At 58.3% G+C, this 19,333-nt stretch carries 20 protein-coding genes and 1 tRNA gene; 6 read left to right on the top strand and 15 right to left on the bottom strand.

The window, feature by feature from the left end:
* The first annotated feature begins 49 nt into the window (after positions 1 to 49).
* The gene (locus tag PNAP_RS09325; protein ID WP_011801252.1) at positions 50 to 808 is read left to right on the top strand and encodes a PP2C family protein-serine/threonine phosphatase; all 759 of its coding nucleotides are present in this window, start codon (positions 50 to 52) and stop codon (positions 806 to 808) included.
* A gap of 9 nt (positions 809 to 817) precedes the next feature.
* Here the strand turns inward: PNAP_RS09325 and PNAP_RS09320 are convergent, their stop codons facing one another.
* The 5 genes from PNAP_RS09320 to PNAP_RS09300 all read right to left on the bottom strand — a co-directional run bounded on the left by PNAP_RS09320 (position 818) and on the right by PNAP_RS09300 (position 8,287).
* Positions 818 to 1,465 carry a hypothetical protein gene (locus PNAP_RS09320; protein WP_041376641.1) on the bottom strand — a complete coding sequence of 216 codons (648 nt, stop codon included), beginning with the start codon at positions 1,463 to 1,465 and terminating at the stop codon, positions 818 to 820.
* Positions 1,462 to 2,565: a cell division protein ZapE gene (gene zapE, locus PNAP_RS09315; RefSeq protein ID WP_011801250.1), complete on the bottom strand. Its 1,104-nt coding sequence runs from the start codon at positions 2,563 to 2,565 to the stop codon at positions 1,462 to 1,464. Before zapE ends, PNAP_RS09320 begins: the two co-directional genes overlap by 4 nt.
* Before the next feature lie 19 nt (positions 2,566 to 2,584).
* Positions 2,585 to 4,012: a dihydrolipoyl dehydrogenase gene (gene lpdA, locus PNAP_RS09310; RefSeq protein WP_041377139.1), complete on the bottom strand. Its 1,428-nt coding sequence runs from the start codon at positions 4,010 to 4,012 to the stop codon at positions 2,585 to 2,587.
* Positions 4,013 to 4,084: 72 nt separating this feature from the next.
* A complete protein-coding gene (gene odhB, locus PNAP_RS09305) occupies positions 4,085 to 5,347 on the bottom strand; it encodes a 2-oxoglutarate dehydrogenase complex dihydrolipoyllysine-residue succinyltransferase (protein ID WP_011801248.1) in 1,263 nt (420 codons plus the stop codon).
* Between the two features lie 48 nt (positions 5,348 to 5,395).
* Positions 5,396 to 8,287, bottom strand: coding sequence for a 2-oxoglutarate dehydrogenase E1 component (locus PNAP_RS09300; protein WP_011801247.1), 2,892 nt, complete (start codon positions 8,285 to 8,287; stop codon positions 5,396 to 5,398).
* A gap of 290 nt (positions 8,288 to 8,577) precedes the next feature.
* Between PNAP_RS09300 and PNAP_RS26895 the strand changes: the two genes are divergently transcribed.
* From PNAP_RS26895 to PNAP_RS28145, 3 genes are all read left to right on the top strand, one after another.
* Positions 8,578 to 8,742, top strand: coding sequence for a hypothetical protein (locus PNAP_RS26895; RefSeq protein WP_157040252.1), 165 nt, complete (start codon positions 8,578 to 8,580; stop codon positions 8,740 to 8,742).
* A 57-nt stretch (positions 8,743 to 8,799) separates the two neighbouring features.
* Entirely contained in the window at positions 8,800 to 9,249 is a 450-nt protein-coding gene (locus PNAP_RS09295; RefSeq protein WP_011801246.1) for a hypothetical protein, read from the top strand.
* A gap of 112 nt (positions 9,250 to 9,361) precedes the next feature.
* Positions 9,362 to 9,493: a hypothetical protein gene (locus PNAP_RS28145; RefSeq protein WP_269667329.1), complete on the top strand. Its 132-nt coding sequence runs from the start codon at positions 9,362 to 9,364 to the stop codon at positions 9,491 to 9,493.
* A 33-nt stretch (positions 9,494 to 9,526) separates the two neighbouring features.
* Here the strand turns inward: PNAP_RS28145 and PNAP_RS09290 are convergent.
* A tRNA-Asn gene (locus PNAP_RS09290) sits at positions 9,527 to 9,602 on the bottom strand.
* Between the two features lie 268 nt (positions 9,603 to 9,870).
* Between PNAP_RS09290 and serA the strand changes: the two genes are divergently transcribed.
* Positions 9,871 to 11,100 (top strand): phosphoglycerate dehydrogenase, encoded by a 1,230-nt coding sequence (gene serA / locus PNAP_RS09285; RefSeq protein ID WP_011801245.1) that lies wholly within the window; start codon positions 9,871 to 9,873, stop codon positions 11,098 to 11,100.
* A 167-nt stretch (positions 11,101 to 11,267) separates the two neighbouring features.
* Here the strand turns inward: serA and PNAP_RS09280 are convergent, their stop codons facing one another.
* The 3 genes from PNAP_RS09280 to PNAP_RS09270 all read right to left on the bottom strand — a co-directional run bounded on the left by PNAP_RS09280 (position 11,268) and on the right by PNAP_RS09270 (position 13,096).
* Positions 11,268 to 11,873 carry a thioredoxin fold domain-containing protein gene (locus tag PNAP_RS09280; RefSeq protein WP_011801244.1) on the bottom strand — a complete coding sequence of 202 codons (606 nt, stop codon included), beginning with the start codon at positions 11,871 to 11,873 and terminating at the stop codon, positions 11,268 to 11,270.
* A 53-nt stretch (positions 11,874 to 11,926) separates the two neighbouring features.
* Positions 11,927 to 12,217: a hypothetical protein gene (locus tag PNAP_RS09275; protein ID WP_157040251.1), complete on the bottom strand. Its 291-nt coding sequence runs from the start codon at positions 12,215 to 12,217 to the stop codon at positions 11,927 to 11,929.
* Between the two features lie 90 nt (positions 12,218 to 12,307).
* Entirely contained in the window at positions 12,308 to 13,096 is a 789-nt protein-coding gene (locus PNAP_RS09270; RefSeq protein WP_011801242.1) for a response regulator transcription factor, read from the bottom strand.
* Positions 13,097 to 13,553: 457 nt separating this feature from the next.
* Between PNAP_RS09270 and PNAP_RS09265 the strand changes: the two genes are divergently transcribed.
* Positions 13,554 to 13,853, top strand: coding sequence for a hypothetical protein (locus tag PNAP_RS09265; protein WP_011801241.1), 300 nt, complete (start codon positions 13,554 to 13,556; stop codon positions 13,851 to 13,853).
* Here the strand turns inward: PNAP_RS09265 and PNAP_RS09260 are convergent, their stop codons facing one another.
* From PNAP_RS09260 to PNAP_RS09235, 6 genes are all read right to left on the bottom strand, one after another.
* Positions 13,854 to 14,303, bottom strand: coding sequence for a GNAT family N-acetyltransferase (locus tag PNAP_RS09260; protein WP_011801240.1), 450 nt, complete (start codon positions 14,301 to 14,303; stop codon positions 13,854 to 13,856).
* On the bottom strand, positions 14,300 to 15,247 hold the full coding sequence (locus PNAP_RS09255; RefSeq protein WP_011801239.1) for a glutathione S-transferase family protein: 948 nt from the start codon (positions 15,245 to 15,247) through the stop codon (positions 14,300 to 14,302). The genes PNAP_RS09260 and PNAP_RS09255 overlap by 4 nt, the downstream gene beginning before the upstream one ends.
* Before the next feature lie 31 nt (positions 15,248 to 15,278).
* The gene (locus tag PNAP_RS09250; protein WP_011801238.1) at positions 15,279 to 16,931 is read right to left on the bottom strand and encodes an isovaleryl-CoA dehydrogenase; all 1,653 of its coding nucleotides are present in this window, start codon (positions 16,929 to 16,931) and stop codon (positions 15,279 to 15,281) included.
* Between the two features lie 22 nt (positions 16,932 to 16,953).
* Entirely contained in the window at positions 16,954 to 17,970 is a 1,017-nt protein-coding gene (locus PNAP_RS09245; RefSeq protein WP_011801237.1) for an NADP-dependent oxidoreductase, read from the bottom strand.
* Positions 17,971 to 18,085: 115 nt separating this feature from the next.
* Entirely contained in the window at positions 18,086 to 18,529 is a 444-nt protein-coding gene (locus PNAP_RS09240) for a PaaI family thioesterase (protein WP_011801236.1), read from the bottom strand.
* A gap of 4 nt (positions 18,530 to 18,533) precedes the next feature.
* Positions 18,534 to 19,325 carry an SDR family oxidoreductase gene (locus PNAP_RS09235; RefSeq protein WP_011801235.1) on the bottom strand — a complete coding sequence of 264 codons (792 nt, stop codon included), beginning with the start codon at positions 19,323 to 19,325 and terminating at the stop codon, positions 18,534 to 18,536.
* Between the last annotated feature and the right edge of the window lie 8 nt (positions 19,326 to 19,333).

Here is a 19,333-nt window from a genome sequence, read left to right as displayed (position 1 = left end):
ACGTTGGTTACTCCCGTAAATTTCGCTTGCGAAGCTTGACAGACCCACAATGACCAAAAGTTACCGAATCACAGCTTCTACAGGTATCCATAAAGGCGACCGTGACTACCAGCAAGACCAGGTAAACCTGTTAAGCCATCACCGCATTCCAGGATGTATCCTGGGTATTGTTGCAGATGGCATGGGTGGCCGTAGTGGTGGACGCAAGGCCTCTGACCAGGTCATGCTGACGGCCAAGCAACTTTTTGATCGCTACGCACCCGATACTGACGACGCGCCTTCCATGCTCAAGCAAATTGTCGAGGAAGCCCATATCGTCATCAAGCTGACGGCTATTTCTTCTGAACAAGAACCCCACAGCACATTGGCGGCATTCTTGATCAATCCTAACGGAGAATGCTACTGGGTGCATACCGGTGACTCGCGGATTTACCATTATCAAGGCAGCAAACTGGTATACAGAACTGTGGATCATTCCTATGTCCAAACGCTGGTTGACAAGGGCGAGATCAGTGAGGACGAAGCCAATAGCCATCCTCAATCAAATATTCTCATGGGATGCCTCGGCGCAGAAGAGGCACCGCCCATTGCACAGCACTACATCCCGAAATTGCAAGCCAACGATGTGTTGATGGCCTGCAGCGATGGCGTGTGGCATTACTTCAGTGCCAGTGAAATGGGATCTGCCCTGTCAATGCTGTCACCACGTGAAGCGACTGAATTCCTCATCCAGAAAGCCTGCAAGCGTGCGCGAGGGGTTGGAGACAACCTGTCGCTGGTCATTGTCAAGCTTGAATCGCTGGAGTAAAGTCCGTTGTTACTGAGGCAAGGGCAGCGGTTTTGCCGGGGGCTTGGCGCGCTTTAGTTGGTCGGCTTCGTGTTGGGCTCGGCGTTCCTGAGCTTCTGCCTGGCGTGCCTCAAACTCTTTTGCTTTTCCAGCTGTGTCCGCCTGCCGCTCGGTGCGTGCCTGGATTTTTTTCTGGTGAGCCTGAAGCTTTGCCGTATTGGCCTCACGGGCAGCCGCTTCATTGGCGGCGGCGACGCCTCGCTCCTGCTGCTTGTCCTTTTCACGCGTCAGGCGGCCCTGGTAGTCTTCAACTGCTTTGCTGCGTCGCTCAGCCTCCTGCTGCAGCTTTTCAGGCGATGACTTTTCCTCGGTTTTACGAATCTGCTGAGCGCCCTTTAATTTTCGCTCCTCATCGTTGAGCAAAATCTCTTGCCGCCTCAAGTCCGCCATGGCCTCACGTCGCCGAGTATTGACTTGTCCCAAGCAACTATTGACGGCAAATTTTTTATAGCAAGCAGCATCTTCTGTCAAAAAACCAGCCTCCAACCTGCTGCGCTCGGCAGAGATTGCGGCACGCTGTGCGTCAATGTTGCCAACCGGTCCATTCAAGGCACTGGTTTGCGCACCGGCAAAACTGCTTGACCAGAGCAACAGGAATGTGAAAGCGAAGGATTTCATGTCAGGGTGGTATCCACCGTTCTGTGCTCCAGGGCCAGAAACTCCATGGACTGCATTTCGTTGAGTCGCGAGACGGTACGTGGAAACTCATGCACCAGCGGGCCTTCGGTGTATAACGCTTCCGGCGGCACCGCAGCAGACATGATCAGTTTGACCCGCCGATCATACAAAACATCCACCAGCCATGTAAAACGCCTTGCTTCGGAAGCCATTCGGACAGGCATATGGGGAACATCGCTGAGCAGCAGCGTATGAAACTGGGTTGCAATTTCCAGATAGTCATTTTGGGAGCGCGGCCCCCCGCACAAGGCTTTAAAGTCAAACCACACCACACCGCCCGCTTTACGTCTGGCCTGGATCTGCCTGGACTCAATTTGCAGCACTGGATTTTCATCGTGTGATGCAGCCAGGCGATCGAAAGTTTCCGTCATTTCCGCATCTGCCTGCGGGCCTAGCGGTGAATGGTAAAGCCTGGCCTGCTCCAGGGTGCGCCTGCGGTAGTCCGTTCCGTTATCAACATTGATAACTTCCATATGCTTCTTCAGCAACTCAATAGCGGGAAGGATACGGTCGCGATGAAGGCCGTTCGGGTAAAGCTGGTCCGGATGAAAATTGGATGTGGTGACAAATCCAACGCCGTTGTCAAACAAGGCGACCAGCATGCGATGAAGAATCATGGCATCGGTAATGTCCGCCACATGAAACTCGTCAAAACAGATCAGCCGGAAGCGCTTGGCAATACGCTTGCCCAACTCATCGAGCGGATTGGCCGTGCCCTGCAGGTCCAGCAATTCCCGATGCACTTCACGCATGAATTCGTGAAAGTGCAGCCGGACTTTCCGTCTGAGCGGCACTGCATTGAAAAAGCAGTCCATTAAAAAGCTTTTTCCCCGCCCCACCCCGCCGTGCATGTACACGCCACGGGGAATGGGGGGTCGGTTGATCAGCTTCTTGAAGGCATTCGACCGCTGGCCCTTGTACGCGGCCCATTCCGTGGCGCAGCGCTCCAGCGCGTCAATCGCACGCAACTGCGCCGGGTCACTTGCATAGCCCCGTGACGCAAGCTCAGCCTCGTAGGCTGAACGTACAGGATTTACCACTGAATCTGCAACCTGAAAATCAGAAGTTCAGCGTCCGCTTGTCAACCGCCAGAGCCGCTTCCTTGGTGGCCTCGCTGAGCGATGGATGGGCATGGCAAATCCGGGCGATGTCTTCGCTGCTGGCGCGAAACTCCATCGCCACAACGCACTCAGAAATCAACTCGCTGGCCATGGGTCCGACGATATGGACACCGAGAATTTCATCGGTTGCGGCATCCGCCAGCATCTTGACCATGCCGGTCGTATCGCCCAGTGCCCGCGCCCGGCCGTTGGCCATGAAGGGGAATGTGCCCGCTTTGTAAGCACGTCCTTCAGCTTTCAGCTGTTCTTCGGTCTGACCCACCCATGCAATTTCGGGGCTGGTGTAAATGACCCAGGGAATGGTGTTGAAGTTGACATGGCCGTGCTGACCAGCGATACGCTCAGCCACTGCCACGCCCTCTTCTTCTGCCTTGTGCGCCAGCATCGGGCCACGCACCACGTCACCCACTGCCCACACATTGGGCAAGTTGGTTTTGCAGTCGCCATCGACCACAATCGCGCCACGCTCGTCCAAACTCAAGCCCACGGCTTCCGGGTTCAGTCCGATGGTGTTGGCCGTGCGGCCGATGGAAATGATGAGCTTGTCAACTTCCAGCGTCTGTGCTTCACCCTTGGCATTGGCATAAGCGATTGACACGCCCGTCTTGCCATTCTTGATCTCGCCGACCTGGACGCCCAGCTCGATTTTCAGGCCCTGCTTGGTGAATGCCTTGTGCGCCTCTTTGGCGATCTGCTGATCAACCGCACCCAAAAAGGTGGGCAATCCTTCGAGAATCGTCACCTCGGCACCCAGGCGCCGCCAGACCGAACCCATTTCCAGGCCAATCACGCCCGAGCCGATGACACCCAGCTTTTGGGGAACAGCACCGATGCGCAGGGCACCGTCATTGGACAAAATATTGACTTCATCGAAAGGCGTGCCGGGCAAAGCCCTGGCATTCGAGCCTGTAGCCACAATGATGTGCTTGCCGGAGATGGTTTCCTCGGCAGTGCCTGCGACCTTGATGTCGTAGGCACCATCCTTGGCAGCCGCGAAAGAGCCACGGCCATGGAAAAAAGCCACCTTGTTCTTTTTGAACAGGTAAATGATGCCGTCGTTGTTTTGCTTGACGACCGTATCCTTGCGGCCGACCATCTTCGCCACATCAAGTCCCAAGCCCTTGACCTCAATGCCATGATCGGCAAAGTGGTGGCCCGCATGCTCGTAATATTCCGAGGATTGCAACAGGGCTTTGGAGGGAATGCAGCCAATGTTGGTGCAGGTTCCGCCAAGGGCAGGACCGCCTTTGGCATTCTTCCATTCGTCAATACAGGCAACATTAAAACCCAGCTGGGCGGCACGAATAGCCGCAATATAGCCGCCGGGACCGCCGCCGATGACGATCACGTCAAATTGTTTGGACATGTTCTTTTCCAGTAAATAGGAGGCAGGGGCGAACAGCCACATGGCTGCCGCCCTCCTTTGCCCCGACAGGGTTTAAATATCGAACAGCAGGCGGGCTGGATCTTCCAGCGCCTCTTTCATGGCAACCAGACCCAGCACAGCCTCGCGGCCGTCGATGATGCGGTGGTCGTAGCTCATGGCGAGGTAGTTCATCGGACGAATCACGATCTGGCCATTTTCGACAACCGCACGGTCTTTGGTCGCATGCACGCCCAGAATCGCGGACTGTGGCGGGTTGATGATGGGTGTTGAAAGCATCGAACCGAAGGTTCCGCCATTGGAAATCGAGAACGTGCCGCCAGTCATCTCTTCGATGCCCAACTTGCCATCCTTGGCCTTCTGGCCAAATTCAGCAATTTTCTTTTCGATGTCGGCAAAGCTCATCTGATCCGCATTGCGCAGGATAGGCACGACCAGGCCGCGCGGCGAACCGACGGCAATGCCAATGTCAAAGTAGCCGTGATAGACGATGTCGTTGCCGTCCACCGATGCGTTGATCATCGGGAACTTCTTGAGCGCGTGCACCGCAGCTTTGACGAAAAAGCTCATGAAGCCGATCTTGACGCCATGCTCCTTGCTGAAGGCATCCTGGAACTTCTTGCGCATATCCATCACCGGGGCCATGTTGACTTCGTTGAAGGTCGTCAAGATGGCATTGGTTGATTGAGATTGCAAAAGCCTCTCAGCGATGCGCGCGCGCAGACGGCTCATGGGAACCCGCTGCTCAGGACGCTCACCCAGGTCAACCGCTTTCACCGGTGATGCCACTTTAGGCAAGGAAGTGGTCGGTGCGCCCGTCGGGATTGCGCTAGCAGCTACTGATTTAGTAGCACCGGCAGCCGTAGCACCCAGAACATCACCCTTGGTGACACGTCCATCCTTGCCGGTTCCGGGAACACTGCCTGCCGCCAGGCTGTTGTCCGCCATCAGCTTGGCAGCGGAAGGCATGGGAACGCCCGCCATGGAGCCGCCCGTTGCAACCGGAGCCGGTGCTGCCACCGATGCTGTTGCCGCAGTTGGCGCAGCAGCGGCAGGCGCCGTTGCACCGGCCTTGCCTTCGGTATCGATTCTTGCAATCACCTGATCCGACACCACCGTGCCGCCATCAGCCACCACCAACTCAATCAGCACACCGGCCGAGGGCGCGGGGACTTCGAGGACAACCTTGTCGGTTTCGATTTCAATCAGGATCTCGTCAATTGCAATTGCGTCGCCGACCTTCTTTTTCCATTGCAGCATGGTGGCTTCGGCCACGGATTCGGACAACTGGGGAACTTTAACTTCTACGATAGCCATTTTGATTCTTTCGAGTGTTTTCTTGTATTTCAGGAAGTAGCTTGACCCTTATTTGGTCAGGATAAAACCCTTCAACTTGGAAAATGCGCCGTCCACCAGCGCCTTTTGCTGCTCCTGATGCAGATGCGAATAACCGACGGCTGGAGAAGCCGACGCTGCGCGTCCCGAATAGCCCAGCTTTTGGCCGTCAAGCATGTTCTCATGGATGTAGTGCTGCACAAAGAACCAGGCTCCCTGGTTTTGCGGCTCATCCTGGCACCACACGATGTCGGCGGCATTGGGATATTTTTTCAACTCGGCGGCAAAAGCCTTGTGCGGGAAGGGGTAGAGCTGCTCGACACGAAGGATCACGACATCATCAATGCCTTTTTCCTCACGCTTCTTGACCAGGTCGTAATACACCTTGCCGGAACAGGCCACGATCCGCCTGACCTTATCGGCCTTTTTGATGATCTCTTCCTTGTTCTCGGGAATGACGGTCTGAAAAGCGCCCTTGGTGAACTCGGACAGCGGCGAAGTCGCGTCCTTGTTGCGCAGCAGCGACTTCGGCGTCATGATGATCAGCGGCTTGCGCAGGTTGCGTACCATCTGGCGACGCAGCACATGGAAAATCTGGCTGGCGGTGGTCGGCTGGACCACCTGCATGTTGGCATCGGCCGACAGCTGCATGAAACGCTCCAGGCGTGCCGAACTGTGTTCTGGACCCTGGCCCTCATAGCCGTGCGGCAGCATCAGGGTGATACCGTTGACACGGCCCCATTTGACTTCGCCAGACGCAATGAACTGGTCAATCACCACTTGAGCGCCATTGGCAAAATCGCCGAACTGGGCTTCCCAGATCACCATGGTGCTTGGATCGTTGGACGCGTAGCCATACTCAAAGGCCAGCACGGCTTCTTCCGAGAGGATCGAGTCGATGACAACAAACGGAGCCTGATTGTCAGCCACGTTCTGCAGCGGCACGTAAGTGCCCGTATCCCATTTTTCACGGCTCTGGTCGTGGATCACGGAATGGCGGTGCGTGAAAGTTCCGCGTCCGCAATCTTCGCCTGACAGGCGTACCGGATAGCCGCTGGCCACCAGCGATGCAAAAGCCATGTGCTCGCCCATGCCCCAGTCCACCGGAATATCGCCACGCCCCATGGCTGCGCGGTCGTCATACACTTTCTTGACCAGATTGTGCGGCGTTACGGTTGCAGGAATGGTCGTGATTTTAGTGGCCAGACGTTTCCACTCGGCCATGGGAATGGCCGTGTCGCCTGCATCGGTCCACTTCTTGCCGACGTAGGGGCTCCAGTCCACTGCGTACTTGCTCTTGAAGTTGGTCAGGACCGGGTCAAACGTGCTCTTACCGGCATCCAGTGCGGCGCGCGTGGCCTTGACCATGTCGTCGCCCAGCGTTTCGCCAAAGCCTTGCGCTGTCAGCTTGTCGGCATAGAGGCGGCGTGTGCCGGGATGCTGCGCAATCTTTTTGTACATCAGCGGCTGGGTCAGCGCCGGGGTGTCCTGCTCGTTGTGGCCCAGTTTGCGGAAACAGATGATGTCAACCACGACATCCTTCTGGAATTCCATGCGGAACTCAAGCGCCAGTTGGGTGGCTAGCACAACGGCTTCCGGGTCATCACCATTGACGTGCAGCACGGGCGCTTCAATCATCTTGACGACGTCGGTGCAATACAGCGTGGAGCGGCTGTCGCGCGGATCGCTGGTGGTAAAGCCGATCTGGTTGTTGATCACAAGATGGACCGTGCCGCCCGTGGAATAACCACGGGTTTCAGCCAGTGCCAGTGTTTCCATGACCACGCCCTGCCCAGCAAACGCAGCATCGCCATGCACCAGCACGGGCAACACCTGCAGGCCTTTGGGGTCGGCACGGCGGTCCATGCGGGCACGCACCGAGCCTTCGACCACCGGGTTCACAATTTCAAGGTGCGACGGATTGAACGCCAGCGACAGGTGAACCGGACCGCCGGGAGTCGTTACGTCGGAGCTGAAACCCTGGTGGTATTTCACGTCGCCGCTTGGCAAGTCTTCAGGCGCGGTATGGTCAAACTCGGCAAACAGGTTGGCCGGCACCTTGCCCAGGGAGTTGACCAGCACATTCAGGCGGCCCCGGTGCGCCATGCCAATCACGATTTCCTGCACGCCGATTTCGCCGCCGCGCTGGATCAGCTCGTCCATGCTGGCAATGAAGCTTTCGCCGCCTTCGAGCGAGAAACGCTTCTGACCCACGTACTTCGTGTGCAAAAAGCGCTCAAGGCCTTCGGCCGCCGAGAGGCGGTCCAGAAGATGAAGCTTCTTTTCCTTGGATAGATTGGGTTTGCTGCGAATGCTCTCTAACTTTTGCTGCCACCAGCGCTTCTGGTTCTGGTCGGTGGCGTACATGTATTCGGCGCCTATCGTGCCGCAATAGGTTTCGCGCAGCGCATTGAGCAGCTCGCGCAGGCTCATGGTTTCCTTGCCGAAGAACGTGTTGCTGGTGTTGAACACGATCTCCTGGTCGGCATCGGTGAAACCGTAAAAAGACGGATCCAGTTCAGGAATATTGTCTCGTTCGGCGCGCTTGAGCGGATCAAGATCGGCCCAGCGTGCGCCGACATTGCGATAAGCGGCGATCAGTTGCTGGACGGATGTGCGCTTGCGGCCCATTTCAGAATCCGCGCCGCTGGCGACCACGACTTTGGTTTGACCCTGCTTGGCGCGTTCGGCAAAGGCATTGACGACGGGCAAATGCGGAACGTCTTTCGCATTGCTGCCGTCCGTTGCCGCGACATGCTGCAGCGCGTCGAAATACTCACGCCAGTTGTCGGTGACGCTGCCAGGATTGGCAAGATAATTTTCATACATCTCTTCGACATAGGGCGCATTGCCGCCGAAAAGATAGGTATTGCCTTGGTAGGCTGTATAGACAGACGCAGGTGACTGCGAGTTTGAACTCATATCCGCTGACCTCCGTTTCCCTTTGGGAAACATTAGCTGGTTAAAGCTGGTTAATTAACCTTCCGCAACACGGCTGAACCGATTAGCGGATGCGACTGTGGCAAGGAAGGACCTTCAGAAACAACTGCGGATTGTGCCACTTTACTGTTGAAACAGAAAGACCCCTGCTATCTTTTTGAATAGCAACGCCTCAAATTCTGATGTGTTTGTGTGGCGCGCATGATTGAAGACAGCCATTCGTCATCTACGCGCCACGCGCGAAAATTTGTCAGCATAAAGTTGACTTTCCCGTGTTATTGCATCCGGCGCGAGCCGTTCGCGCCGCTGGATTCACGCCACTGGCGGTGCTGTCACGCATCTTGCTTGGGCAAGGCTGCATGACCCTGAAGTCCTACAAGCGCGACAAGTTCTACATGACGCCCGGCATCCACATGCCCGCCGGCGACCCTTATTGAGCAGCCTGGCGGACTTTTGATCGAAACGACATCTACCGCTACCCCAAGGAATTGAACATGACTACAGACGGCATCCTGGCCCACAACCGCGTGATCCTCACGCATTTCGACAGTTACAGCACGGCACTGGTGTTCCCGCGCTGGGGCAAGACCCTGCTCTGGCCCGAAGCCCTGCCCGCCTCCACGTCCCCGATGCCGGCGCCGGCCGATATCGGCCCTGAATATGCGGGCGACGCCGTCAAGCAAGCCGTGGTCAAGCGCTGCGGCCTGAACCCTGATGAACTGGTGCATGTCAGCGAGTTCAACCATTGGGCACAAACGGAAACCGGCCCGGTGCGCATCCACCTGCTGCGCTTCACCACCCTGGATGCGCCAAAAGCCGCTATCGAAGCGCTCGGCGGCGTATTCAAGCCGATCAGCGAATTGCGGGGAAGTGCGATGAGCGAGCTGGTCTTGCTGCGGGAAGTGTTCAACCTCATCATTGGCGCAGGCGGCGGGAGAGCCTGACTCCGGAGCAGCGCCCGCTGCAGGTTGTATTCACTTCTTGCGCGCCGAGTGCTGCACGCCGGGGCGCAGGGCCAACTCCAGGCAGCAGCCCAGGCGGCCCAGGTACACCATCATGCACAACCCCGAGATCAAGCGCCAGCGCTACGTCACCCATGACGAATGCCGCGCGGCGTATGTCGTGGCCACGCGCGCCGAGCAGCTGCTGATTCAGCATCTAAAAGTAGAAAAGCCTACTATTTTTTAAATAGCAGGCTTTGCAGTGCCCATAAGGCTAATCTGGCTCCTCAACCTGGGCTCGAACCAGGGACCTACGGATTAACAGTCCGGCGCTCTACCAACTGAGCTATTGAGGAATCTAGCCTCAAATTATAGCGTCAATTTTCAAGCTTTTGACACAAGCACTTCTTTATGAAGGTTTTTCCTCCGATCCCATGAACTCTTGAATGGCGGAAGTTGTCAAAGGACACCTCTCATTCTTCCGAATAAGGCCTGTGGCATTCGCTCTTTCCGGCTTCAGCCAAGCAAACCGACAGTCAATCAGGGTCAAGCGTATGCAACCCGCCCGGAGATTGCGCGTTCATCCATACTGGCGCCCGAACCATTACTGACCCGGAAAATTTCATGACCAAAACCTCGACCGACAAAAACAAAATCAAATTCCTCCTCCTGGAAGGCATTCATCCTTCGGCCATTGATGTGCTCAAGACCGCTGGTTATACCCAGATTGAAAGCCTGGCAGGCGCTTTGCCTGACGACGAGCTCAAGCGCAAGATTGCAGACGTGCATTTTGTCGGCATCCGCTCGCGTACCCAACTCACCGCCGAAGTGTTTGCCCACGCCTCAAAGCTTGCCGCTGTCGGCTGCTTTTGCATAGGCACCAACCAGGTGGACCTGCAAGCGGCACGCGAGCGCGGCATTGCCGTGTTCAACGCACCGTTTTCCAATACCCGTTCCGTCGCTGAACTGGTATTGGCCGAGGCGATTCTGCTGCTGCGCGGCATCCCCGAGAAAAGCGCCGTGGCGCATCGGGGCGGCTGGCTGAAGTCGGCCGAAAACGCTTATGAGATTCGCGGCAAGACACTGGGCATCATTGGTTACGGCTCCATCGGAACCCAGCTCTCGGTGCTGGCCGAGGGACTGGGCATGCGCGTGGTGTTTTTTGATGTGGTCACCAAGCTTCCCCTGGGCAATGCGCAGCAGGTCGCCAGCCTGAAGGATTTGCTGGCGCAGTCTGACGTGGTCACCTTGCATGTCCCCGAAACCCAAAGCACCCAATGGATGATTGGCGCTGCAGAAATTGCGTCAATGAAGTCGGGCAGCGTGCTGATCAATGCCTCGCGCGGCACGGTGGTCGAGATTGAGCCGCTGGCCGAAGCCCTGCGCCAGAAAAAATTGCTGGGCGCGGCGATTGATGTGTTTCCGGTCGAGCCGCGAAGCAACAAGGACATGTTCGAGTCGCCCCTGCGCGGCCTTGACAATGTGATTTTGACGCCACATGTTGGCGGTTCGACGATGGAGGCGCAGGCGAACATTGGCATCGAGGTCGCTGAAAAACTGGTCAAGTACAGCGACAACGGCACCTCGACGTCTTCCGTCAACTTTCCTGAAGTGGCCTTGCCGGCCCATCCGGGCAAGCACCGCCTGCTGCATATTCACCGCAACGTGCCGGGTGTGCTGTCGGAAATCAACCGGGTGTTTTCCGACAACCACATCAACATTGCCTCGCAGTACCTGCAGACCAATGAGGCCATCGGTTATGTGGTGATCGACATTGATGCGGCGCATTCCGACATGGCCCTTGCCAAGCTGGCGAATGTTCCAGGCACCATTCGCAGCCGCGTCCTTTTTTAAGCGCAGCTTGGAGAAACGGCAGAAGTACGCTACCAATTAAATAGCAAACTATATCCACTGGTATTGCGCAAAAGTCTATTTTCATCAAAAATAGTCAGCGCAATACCGTTCGAATACCAGAAAAAATTCGTGTGCAGCCCTGAAACCTGGCTCGAATCCAGCTTGGGTTAATTTGCAGGCGCTTGCAATCCCAGCAATTTCGCAAGCGCTGCTGTGGGCATGGCGCCTTCCTGCGTTACCAAAGCGCCAGTTTGGGCGTTCGTTCCAATAATCACAGGAATGGAAGCAAATCCAAAGCTGGTCATCAATTCGGTGTTCTTTGCAATGGATGCTTTGTTCGCATCAATGTTTGCTGCTGCGCTGATGCCGCCCTGCCCGGCCTGCAAGGAGGCTTCGTGCTTGTCCATCTCGGCCACCGGATCTGCTGCGGCCAGAATGGTGGCGCCCTGGGATGTGCTGGATGCATTGAGGATGCCTACTGGAATCCAGACGAATTTTGCCTGCGACTTCAGCGGTTTGGCCGCCTCCCAGAGCACGCCGCAATGAGGGCACTGGGCATCAAAGAAAACAAACACCGTGCGCGCGCTCATCTGTGAGCCAGCCGTGAAGCCGATGGCTTGCGCAGCCAGTGCAGCCATTGAAACTGGCGCAGATGTGGTTTTTGCAGATTTTTCGGTGGCGCCAGTGCCTGGAGCATCGTTGCAGCCGGTCAACAGCACACTGGTGACAAGCAATGCCGATGAAAATAATTTGAATAAAAAATGGGTGGGCATGGAAGTCGTGGCTCAGGAAATGGAAAAAATGGAGGTGCTAGTGTGCGTGCGGCCTATCGGGACAACGCTTCAGCCAGTTCCCGGGCCAGCATGAAAAATTCTGGCAAACGAAGCACCGACACATGCGTGGCACCGACAGCATAAGTCAGGCGCGTTTTCACGCCCTGGGCATGCAGGCCGCCAACCTGCTCGATGCCGATGCCATCAAGGCATTGGATGTCTGAAACCGCAGCGTGCGCCAATGGCAGCAAGCAGACCGACAGTGCAAAAATACGAGCGCCTTGAACGCAATGACAAGCTGTTGCCATGCTGGCGAACTGGATAATTTGAAACAGGTCGCGCAAGAGCATCAACCCAAAGGCGACAAGTTTGACACCAACCTTAAACAACCCCGGGCAAACCGCTTCAGACCTTGAGCCCCACGCTCAAGTTGTTTAGAAAAGCCCTCGGCTGGCCGCAAAACTTACCGCTTGCGCACGCGTGCGAACATTGAGCTTGCGGTAGATGTTCTTGATGTGCGTGTTGACGGTTTGACCGCTGATGATCAGCCGTGAGCCGATTTCAGTGCTGGTGTAGCCTGAAGCCACCAGCTTGAGGACTTGTTTTTCGCGCTCCGACAGCTTTTCCTTGTTTTTGTTCTCCTGCAGGGTTTGAACATTGTTTTGAGGTTGCTCGAATTTGTTGAGCAGCCGGCGCGCAAGGTTGGGCGTGATGGAGGCTCCGCCATTGACCACCTGCAAAACAGCTTGCGGAAAGTTGCCAAACCAGGAGTTTTTCACCAGGTAGCCGGTGGCGCCGAGTTCAAACGCATGCAAGGCATGCTGCTCGTCTTCCATGGCCGAGATGACGATGGCCTCAGCCATGGGCCGCACGGTTTTCATGTATTCGATCAGGGCAAAACCCGTGCCGTCGCCCAGATTCAGATCGACCAGCATCACATCGAACTCGTTCTGGCTGATCAGGCGACGGCCTTCCCGCACGCTGCCGCCCTGCCCCAGCAGGTTGATCCGCAAATCGGCCAGCAATTCATGGGCAATGACACGGCTCATGTGCGGATCATCGTCAATCAGCAGCACACGAACAGGTTGTTCCGCCTGACCTGTGAGGAATCCAGGCCACATGGAGGGCAGGCCACTGTGAGGCGCCAGGTGGTAGCTCGTTGACACTGAGTTATTCTTTATCAAAAAGTCCGAGGCGGCTTGTGACTCGTTACGAATTTCCATGATTTCTCCCTTACCTTTTGTTTCCATCAGACCACAGAGCGTGAGACATGTCTATGACAGCTTACTGACTGTCGGGTGCTGTCTGCTTGGAAAAATTGTTACTTATTAAGTTCCTACGCTTACACCATAAGCCGTATTGATACGCAAAACCCTGAAAAAATCTACTAGCCCATTGCTCTAATTACTTGTAGTTACTGAATTTTCAATGCAAAACTAACTTTTTTCAAAATCCATAATTCGTTAAAAAATACACAAAAATCTCAAAAATTTTCTTTCTTTACCTCCCACGGATGAGATTGACGCATCATCTACAACGGTTGACGGCATGTAACCATTTAAAGTGATTGGTAAATCGTTCGTCTTTGAGAACAATGAAAGCATTAGCGAAAGCAACGGCATGTCGCATTAAATTAAAAAAATGGAATAACCCATTCAAACCCCTGGAGGAGATGTTGCCATGTTCCCTTTTACCGTAGAACGCCGTGCCAACTGGAGCAACCGAGACTACCGCGATTATTGCGATTACAGGGTTCGCCTGAAGCGTCGCCTGCGACTGCGGTTCTCAATCGGTCTGACGCTGCTGGTTTGCCTGTTCCTGACCTTGGGTCTTGGCACCTTCAGCACACAGGTCAAGGCGCAGTCGGAGCAGTTGATAGAGGCGATAAAAACTGCGGTCGTGCTTTCCGCGCCGGGGGGCTTGCAGGGATCGAATGACTTGGCGGCCAAGGCGATGCAACAAGATCGCAGGGCCAAATAATTAAACACGCAGCATTTCCAGATGGGCAATCCCGTCTTCCAGGTAGGGCCGGCCGGTGTTTTCAAAGCCATGCCGGCCGTAAAAACTTTCCAGCCGGGCCTGCGCGCCAATCCTGATGGCTTGTGCGCCCCATTGCCGTGACAGGCAGGCAATGGCTTGTTCCACCAGCGCATGGCCCGCGCCGCTGCCGCGCACCGAAGGGGCGGTAACAATCCGGCCGATGCTGGCTTCGGCAAACTTGATGCCGGCGGCAAAGCAGCGTGCATAGGCCACCAAGGCGCCTTGCGCGCTGCCCAGCACATGCATGGCCTGCGGGTCCGCGCCGTCCATGTCCTGAAAGAGGCATGCCTGCTCGACCACGAAAACCTCGCTGCGCAGCCGCAGCACGGCATAAAGCTGGGCGGCGGTCAATTCATCAAAGGCCATGAAACGCCATTCAATGCCGCTCATGCCGCCTCGCCGGGTTTGAGCGAATAGCCGATGCGCGGGAAATGCACATGCACCAGGCCGGCGCGCTCGTCGGTGCGGCGCAGCGTGTAGTGCATGCGGGTGGCGGCCACCAGTTCGCCATGCGTAGGCTCCAGGCCAAAGCTTTCGGCGCTGACCACGACCTGGCTGCCCAGCGCAATGCCATGCTCGTCCTGAAAAATGTCGTCGTGCAAGGCCGCAGGCACCGAAGCGGCGGCGACCTGGATGGCTTGCAGCGCGCTGGACTTTTCCATGGCGCCGTGACCGATGGCGGCCATGCGATCCATCCAGTCGAGCACCGCTGGCGTGGCTTCCAGCAGGCCGGCCAGCACCGAGGTGCGTACCCGCGTGAACCACAGCGGGTGGTACATCGCAAAGTCGGTGATGCACGGCACGTCGCCCAGGATGAACGGCCGGACGTCGAGCATGTCCGACAGGCGGCGCAAATAAGATTTGTAGGCCGCCGTGGCATCCTGCGGGCGCTGGCGCGCCATGCCCGCGCTCATGGCCTTGCGGTCTTGCACAAACGCCTGGGCGGCCTCGGGCGGCGCATGCTCGAACAGCTGGGACAGGCCCCGGGGCTGCAGGTTATAGGCCATGGCAGTCTGGAACAGCGTGCTATCAGCCCATTGCGCCAGGATGCGCGCCATGCCCTTGCTGGGTTCGGGGTACAGCGTGGGCAGCGGCTGGATGTGCTCCAGCACATCGGCAATCAGCGCCGTGTCGCAATAGATGTCGGCGCCGATCTGCAGCACCGGCGTCTTGCGGTAGCCCCCCGTGAGAGCAATAAGGTCGGGCTTGGGACTAACCATCGGGATGACCACTGACTTCCAGGGAATGTTTTTGTAGCCCAGCATCAGCCGGACCTTTTCGGAAAAAGGCGAGGACGGGTAATGGTGAAAAATCAGGGTCGGAGGCGTGGTCATGAAGGGCTCCTGGAAATTGAAATCATTGGCATTATGAAAGTTTCCGGGGCATGGCCCGTTCAATGATGCGGTCGAAATCAGTGCTTGATGCCAGTGTGCCGAAGGTCTGGCCCCAGTGGCCGGCCAGGCGCGAATCGCAAAATGCGTCAGCCACCGCACGGGGCGCGGTCTGGCAGAGCAGCGCGGCCTGCAATGCCAGCGCCACCTCCTGCGCCAGGCGCCTGGCCTGCGGTTCAGACGCCATTTCTTCCAGGCGCACCGGCAGGGCGCGGGCCATCCGGTCAAGCGCCGGATGCGCGCCTTTGGCGGCCCGCAGTTCCTGCGTCAGCGCGGCCACGGCGGCGGGCTTGCGCAGGGCGCGCAGCAGGTCCAGCGCCATGATGTTGCCCGCGCCCTCCCAGATCGAGTTGACCGGCATCTCGCGGTAGATGCGCGCCATGATGCCTTCGCCGCCCTCCTCCACATAGCCGTTGCCGCCCAGGCATTCCATGGCTTCCTGGGCAAACGCGCTGCCGCGCTTGCAGATCCAGAACTTGGCCACCGGCGTGAGCAGGCGCGACAGGGCCTGCCCGTGTGCATCATTTTGATGATCAAAACACCTTGCAAGCCTGATGGATAAAGCGCAAGCAGCTTCACTTTCAATAGCAAGGTCGGCCAGCACGTTGCGCATCAGCGGCTGCCCGATCAGGGGCTGGCCAAACGCGCTGCGCTGGGCGGTGTGGTTCAGGGCCAGGCTGAGCGCCTGCCGCATCAGTCCGCTGGTGCCCAGGGCGCAGTCAAGCCGCGTCATGCTGCCCATGGCCAGGATTTGCGGCACGCCCCGGCCTTCTTCGCCCACCAGCCAGGCGCTGGCAGCGCTGAACTCGACTTCCGAGCTGGCATTGGCCTTGTTGCCGAGCTTGTCCTTCAGGCGCTGGATGCGGATCGCGTTGAGCGAGCCGTCAGGCAGCACGCGCGGCAGGAACAGGCACGACAGGCCCGCAGGCGCCTGCGCCAGGATCAGGAAGGCGTCGCACATCGGCGCCGAGAAAAACCACTTGTGGCCGGTCACGGCAAAACGCTGGCCCCAGCCGTCCGTGCCGTCGGGCACGGCCCGCGTGGTGTTGGCGCGCACGTCCGAGCCGCCCTGCTTTTCCGTCATGCCCATGCCCATGGTGACGCCGGGCTTGTCGCTCCACACTTTCAGCATCGGGTCGTACTGCCGGCTGGTGAGCCCGGGCGACCAGTCGGCATAAATCGCCGGGTTGCCGCGCAAGGCGGGGGTGACGGCGTAGGTCATGGAAATCGGGCACAGGCTGGACGGCTCCAGTTCGGTGAACAGCATGAAGCCGGCGGCGCGTTCGACATGCGGCGACGGGCTTTCATGATGTGCCCACGGCGTGCCATGCAGCCCGGCGCCCACGGCCTCGGTCATCAGCGCGTGGTAGCTCGGATGGAATTCGACCTGGTCGATACGCCGGCCGAAACGGTCATGGGTATGCAACTCGGGCGCATGCACATTCGCCAGCCGGGCATGTGTTTGCATGTCGGCCGTGCCGAGCCGGGCGCCCAGTTGCATGAGCCCCGCCGTGTCCAGCCCCGGCGCGTTGAACTTCAGGGCATCGCGCAAGGGCTGGTTGCCCTCGAACAGGTTGTAGTTCACCAGCGGTTCGGGCTGGTTGAAGACTTCATGGGTGATGTCCATGGCCGCCTCCCGGGTTCGGAAGTTAAATGAGTTTGACCAGTTGCTTGCCGAAGTTCTTGCCCTTGAGCAGGCCCAAAAAGGCTTCAGGGGCGGCTTCAAGGCCCTCTGCCACTGATTCCCGAGGGCGCAGCGTGCCCGTGGCCACCAGTCCAGCGAGTTCCTTCAGCGCTTCGGGCCAGATGTCCATGTGTTCGGTGACGATAAAGCCCTGCACCTTGAGCCGGCTGGTCAGAATCAGCGCCGGACAGGTCAGCGGCATGGGCTTGCCGTCGTAGCCGGCAATCATGCCGCACACGGCAATCCGGCCAAATGCGTTCATGCGCGGCAGCACCGCATCGAGCACCATGCCGCCGACGTTTTCAAAGTAGCCGTCGATGCCGTCCGGGCAGGCTTCCTTGAGCGCCTTGGACAGCGACGCCGCATCCTGGTGCAGCTTGTAGTCGATGCAGGCGTCAAAGCCGAGTTCTTCCACCGCGTAACGGCATTTGTCCGGGCCGCCGGCAATGCCGACCGTGCGGCAGCCGCGCGCCTTGGCCAGGGCGGCAAAAGCACTGCCGACGGCGCCCGTCGCGGCACTCACGACCATGGTTTCGCCGGCCTTGGGCTCGATGATCTTCACCAGGCCGTACCAGGCCGTGACGCCGGGCATGCCGACGGCGCCCAGGTAGTAGGACAGCGGCACATGGGAGGTATCGACCTTGCGCAGCGCGCCGGGCTCGTCGGCGTTCACCACGCTGTAGAGCTGCCAGCCGCCCATGCCGACCACCTTGTCGCCGGGCTGGAACCTGGGCGAGCGGCTTTCGACCACTTCGCCGACGGTGCCGCCCAGCATCACCTCGCCCAGCGGCTGCGGCGCGGTGTAGCTCTTGGAGTCGCTCATGCGGCCGCGCATGTAGGGGTCCAGGCTCAAATAATGGTGGCGCACCAGCACCTGGCCATCCTGCAAGGGGGGCGTTTCGCTGCTGACGAGCTTGAAATTGCTGGCGACGGCTTCGCCGGCGGGCCGGTTGTCGAGCAGGAACTGCTGATTGGCGGGCATGGGAATCTCCTTGAATGAGGTTGAAGCTTTAAATAGCTGTTTTGCTCTTTAATTAATAGCTGTCAATGCGCGTCCTGCTTGCGCAAAAGCATGATTTGATACATAAAAACGGGTTTCAGTCGGTTGAAATCGGCCTGACGGGCGAATCGGGCGCATTCCCCGCTTCGCTCGCCTTGCGCCTGACGTACTTGAAGGTTCCGGTCGAGTGGGCGCAGGCCTGGCCTTGGGCATCGTAAATCGTGGCCTCGGCAAACGCCAGCGACAGGGTGCGATGCACCAGCCGGCCCCTGGCCGTGAGCGGGCTGCCGTCGCCGGGCGCGGGCCGCATGAAGCTGGTTTTCATCTCGATGGTGACCACGCCCATGTCCTTTTGCACGCTGCGCGCGGCCACGGCCATGGCCACGTCGAGCAGCGTCATGCAGGCGCCGCCATGCGTGACGGCAAACGAATTGAGATGCTCGGGCAGCGGCGTGTAGCCAATGGCCGACTCGCCGCCTTCAAACAGTTCCAGCCTGAAGCCGAGGTGCGTGACGAAAGGGATTTCTGCGCCGAAGTTCATCTGATCAACCTCCGGTGATCACGGAAACGCCGCCATCGACCGCCAGCCACTGGCCGGTGATGTGCTTGCCCGCATCCGACGCATACAGCACGCACAGGCCCTTCAAGTCCTCGTCGTCGCCCAGCCGGCCCAGCGGCGCGTGGGTGGCGAGTTGTTCCTCGCCCATGGCCTTGAGTGTGCCGACCGTCATCCTGCTCGGGAAAAATCCCGGGCAAATGGCGTTCACGGTGATCTTGTGGTCACCCCATTCGCACGCCAGCGCCCGGGTGAAGTTGATGACCGCGCCCTTGGAGGTGTTGTAGGCAATCGTGTTCATGCCGCGCGGATTGCCGCCCAGCCCGGCAATCGATGCCACGTTGATGATGCGGCCCGACTTGCGCGGAATCATGCTGTGTTTGGCGATGTGCTGCGACAGGATGAAGTAGCCGCGCACATTGAGATTCATCACCTTGTCCCAGGCTTCGACCGGATGGTCTTCGGCCGGCGCGCCCCAGGCGGCGCCGGCGTTGTTGACCAGGATGTCCACATGGCCGAAGCGCCTGATGGTTTCGTCGGCCAGGGCGCGGATGTCGTCCTCTTTCGCGCAGTCGGCGGCAATCCAGTCCACGTCGATGCCGGCGGCTTTCAGCACGCCAGCGGACTCGACCAGGTCTTCAGCCTTGCGCGAGCTGAGCATGACCCGGGCGCCGGCCTCGCCCAGCGCCTGCGCCAGTTGCAGGCCCAGGCCGCGCGAGCCGCCGGTGACGAGTGCGGTCCGGCCCTTGAGGTCGAACAGTTGCTGGATGGTGCGGGTCATGGAAAGTC

It is taken from the genome of Polaromonas naphthalenivorans CJ2, assembly GCF_000015505.1.
GTDB classification, from domain to species: Bacteria; Pseudomonadota; Gammaproteobacteria; order Burkholderiales; family Burkholderiaceae_C; genus Polaromonas; species Polaromonas naphthalenivorans.
This window is presented reverse-complemented; position numbering and strand designations above follow the sequence as displayed.

Bases quoted from the DNA above. Each gene is read 5' to 3' on its own strand.
- PNAP_RS09325 (WP_011801252.1), top strand. From the start codon at position 50: ATGACCAAAAGTTACCGAATCACAGCTTCTACAGGTATCCATAAAGGC.
- PNAP_RS09320 (WP_041376641.1), bottom strand. From the start codon at position 1,465: ATGAAATCCTTCGCTTTCACATTCCTGTTGCTCTGGTCAAGCAGTTTT.
- lpdA (WP_041377139.1), bottom strand. From the start codon at position 4,012: ATGTCCAAACAATTTGACGTGATCGTCATCGGCGGCGGTCCCGGCGGC.
- odhB (WP_011801248.1), bottom strand. From the start codon at position 5,347: ATGGCTATCGTAGAAGTTAAAGTTCCCCAGTTGTCCGAATCCGTGGCC.
- PNAP_RS09300 (WP_011801247.1), bottom strand. From the start codon at position 8,287: ATGAGTTCAAACTCGCAGTCACCTGCGTCTGTCTATACAGCCTACCAA.
- PNAP_RS09295 (WP_011801246.1), top strand. From the start codon at position 8,800: ATGACTACAGACGGCATCCTGGCCCACAACCGCGTGATCCTCACGCAT.
- PNAP_RS28145 (WP_269667329.1), top strand. From the start codon at position 9,362: ATGCACAACCCCGAGATCAAGCGCCAGCGCTACGTCACCCATGACGAA.
- serA (WP_011801245.1), top strand. From the start codon at position 9,871: ATGACCAAAACCTCGACCGACAAAAACAAAATCAAATTCCTCCTCCTG.
- PNAP_RS09280 (WP_011801244.1), bottom strand. From the start codon at position 11,873: ATGCCCACCCATTTTTTATTCAAATTATTTTCATCGGCATTGCTTGTC.
- PNAP_RS09270 (WP_011801242.1), bottom strand. From the start codon at position 13,096: ATGGAAATTCGTAACGAGTCACAAGCCGCCTCGGACTTTTTGATAAAG.
- PNAP_RS09265 (WP_011801241.1), top strand. From the start codon at position 13,554: ATGTTCCCTTTTACCGTAGAACGCCGTGCCAACTGGAGCAACCGAGAC.
- PNAP_RS09260 (WP_011801240.1), bottom strand. From the start codon at position 14,303: ATGAGCGGCATTGAATGGCGTTTCATGGCCTTTGATGAATTGACCGCC.
- PNAP_RS09255 (WP_011801239.1), bottom strand. From the start codon at position 15,247: ATGACCACGCCTCCGACCCTGATTTTTCACCATTACCCGTCCTCGCCT.
- PNAP_RS09250 (WP_011801238.1), bottom strand. From the start codon at position 16,931: ATGGACATCACCCATGAAGTCTTCAACCAGCCCGAACCGCTGGTGAAC.
- PNAP_RS09245 (WP_011801237.1), bottom strand. From the start codon at position 17,970: ATGCCCGCCAATCAGCAGTTCCTGCTCGACAACCGGCCCGCCGGCGAA.
- PNAP_RS09240 (WP_011801236.1), bottom strand. From the start codon at position 18,529: ATGAACTTCGGCGCAGAAATCCCTTTCGTCACGCACCTCGGCTTCAGG.
- PNAP_RS09235 (WP_011801235.1), bottom strand. From the start codon at position 19,325: ATGACCCGCACCATCCAGCAACTGTTCGACCTCAAGGGCCGGACCGCA.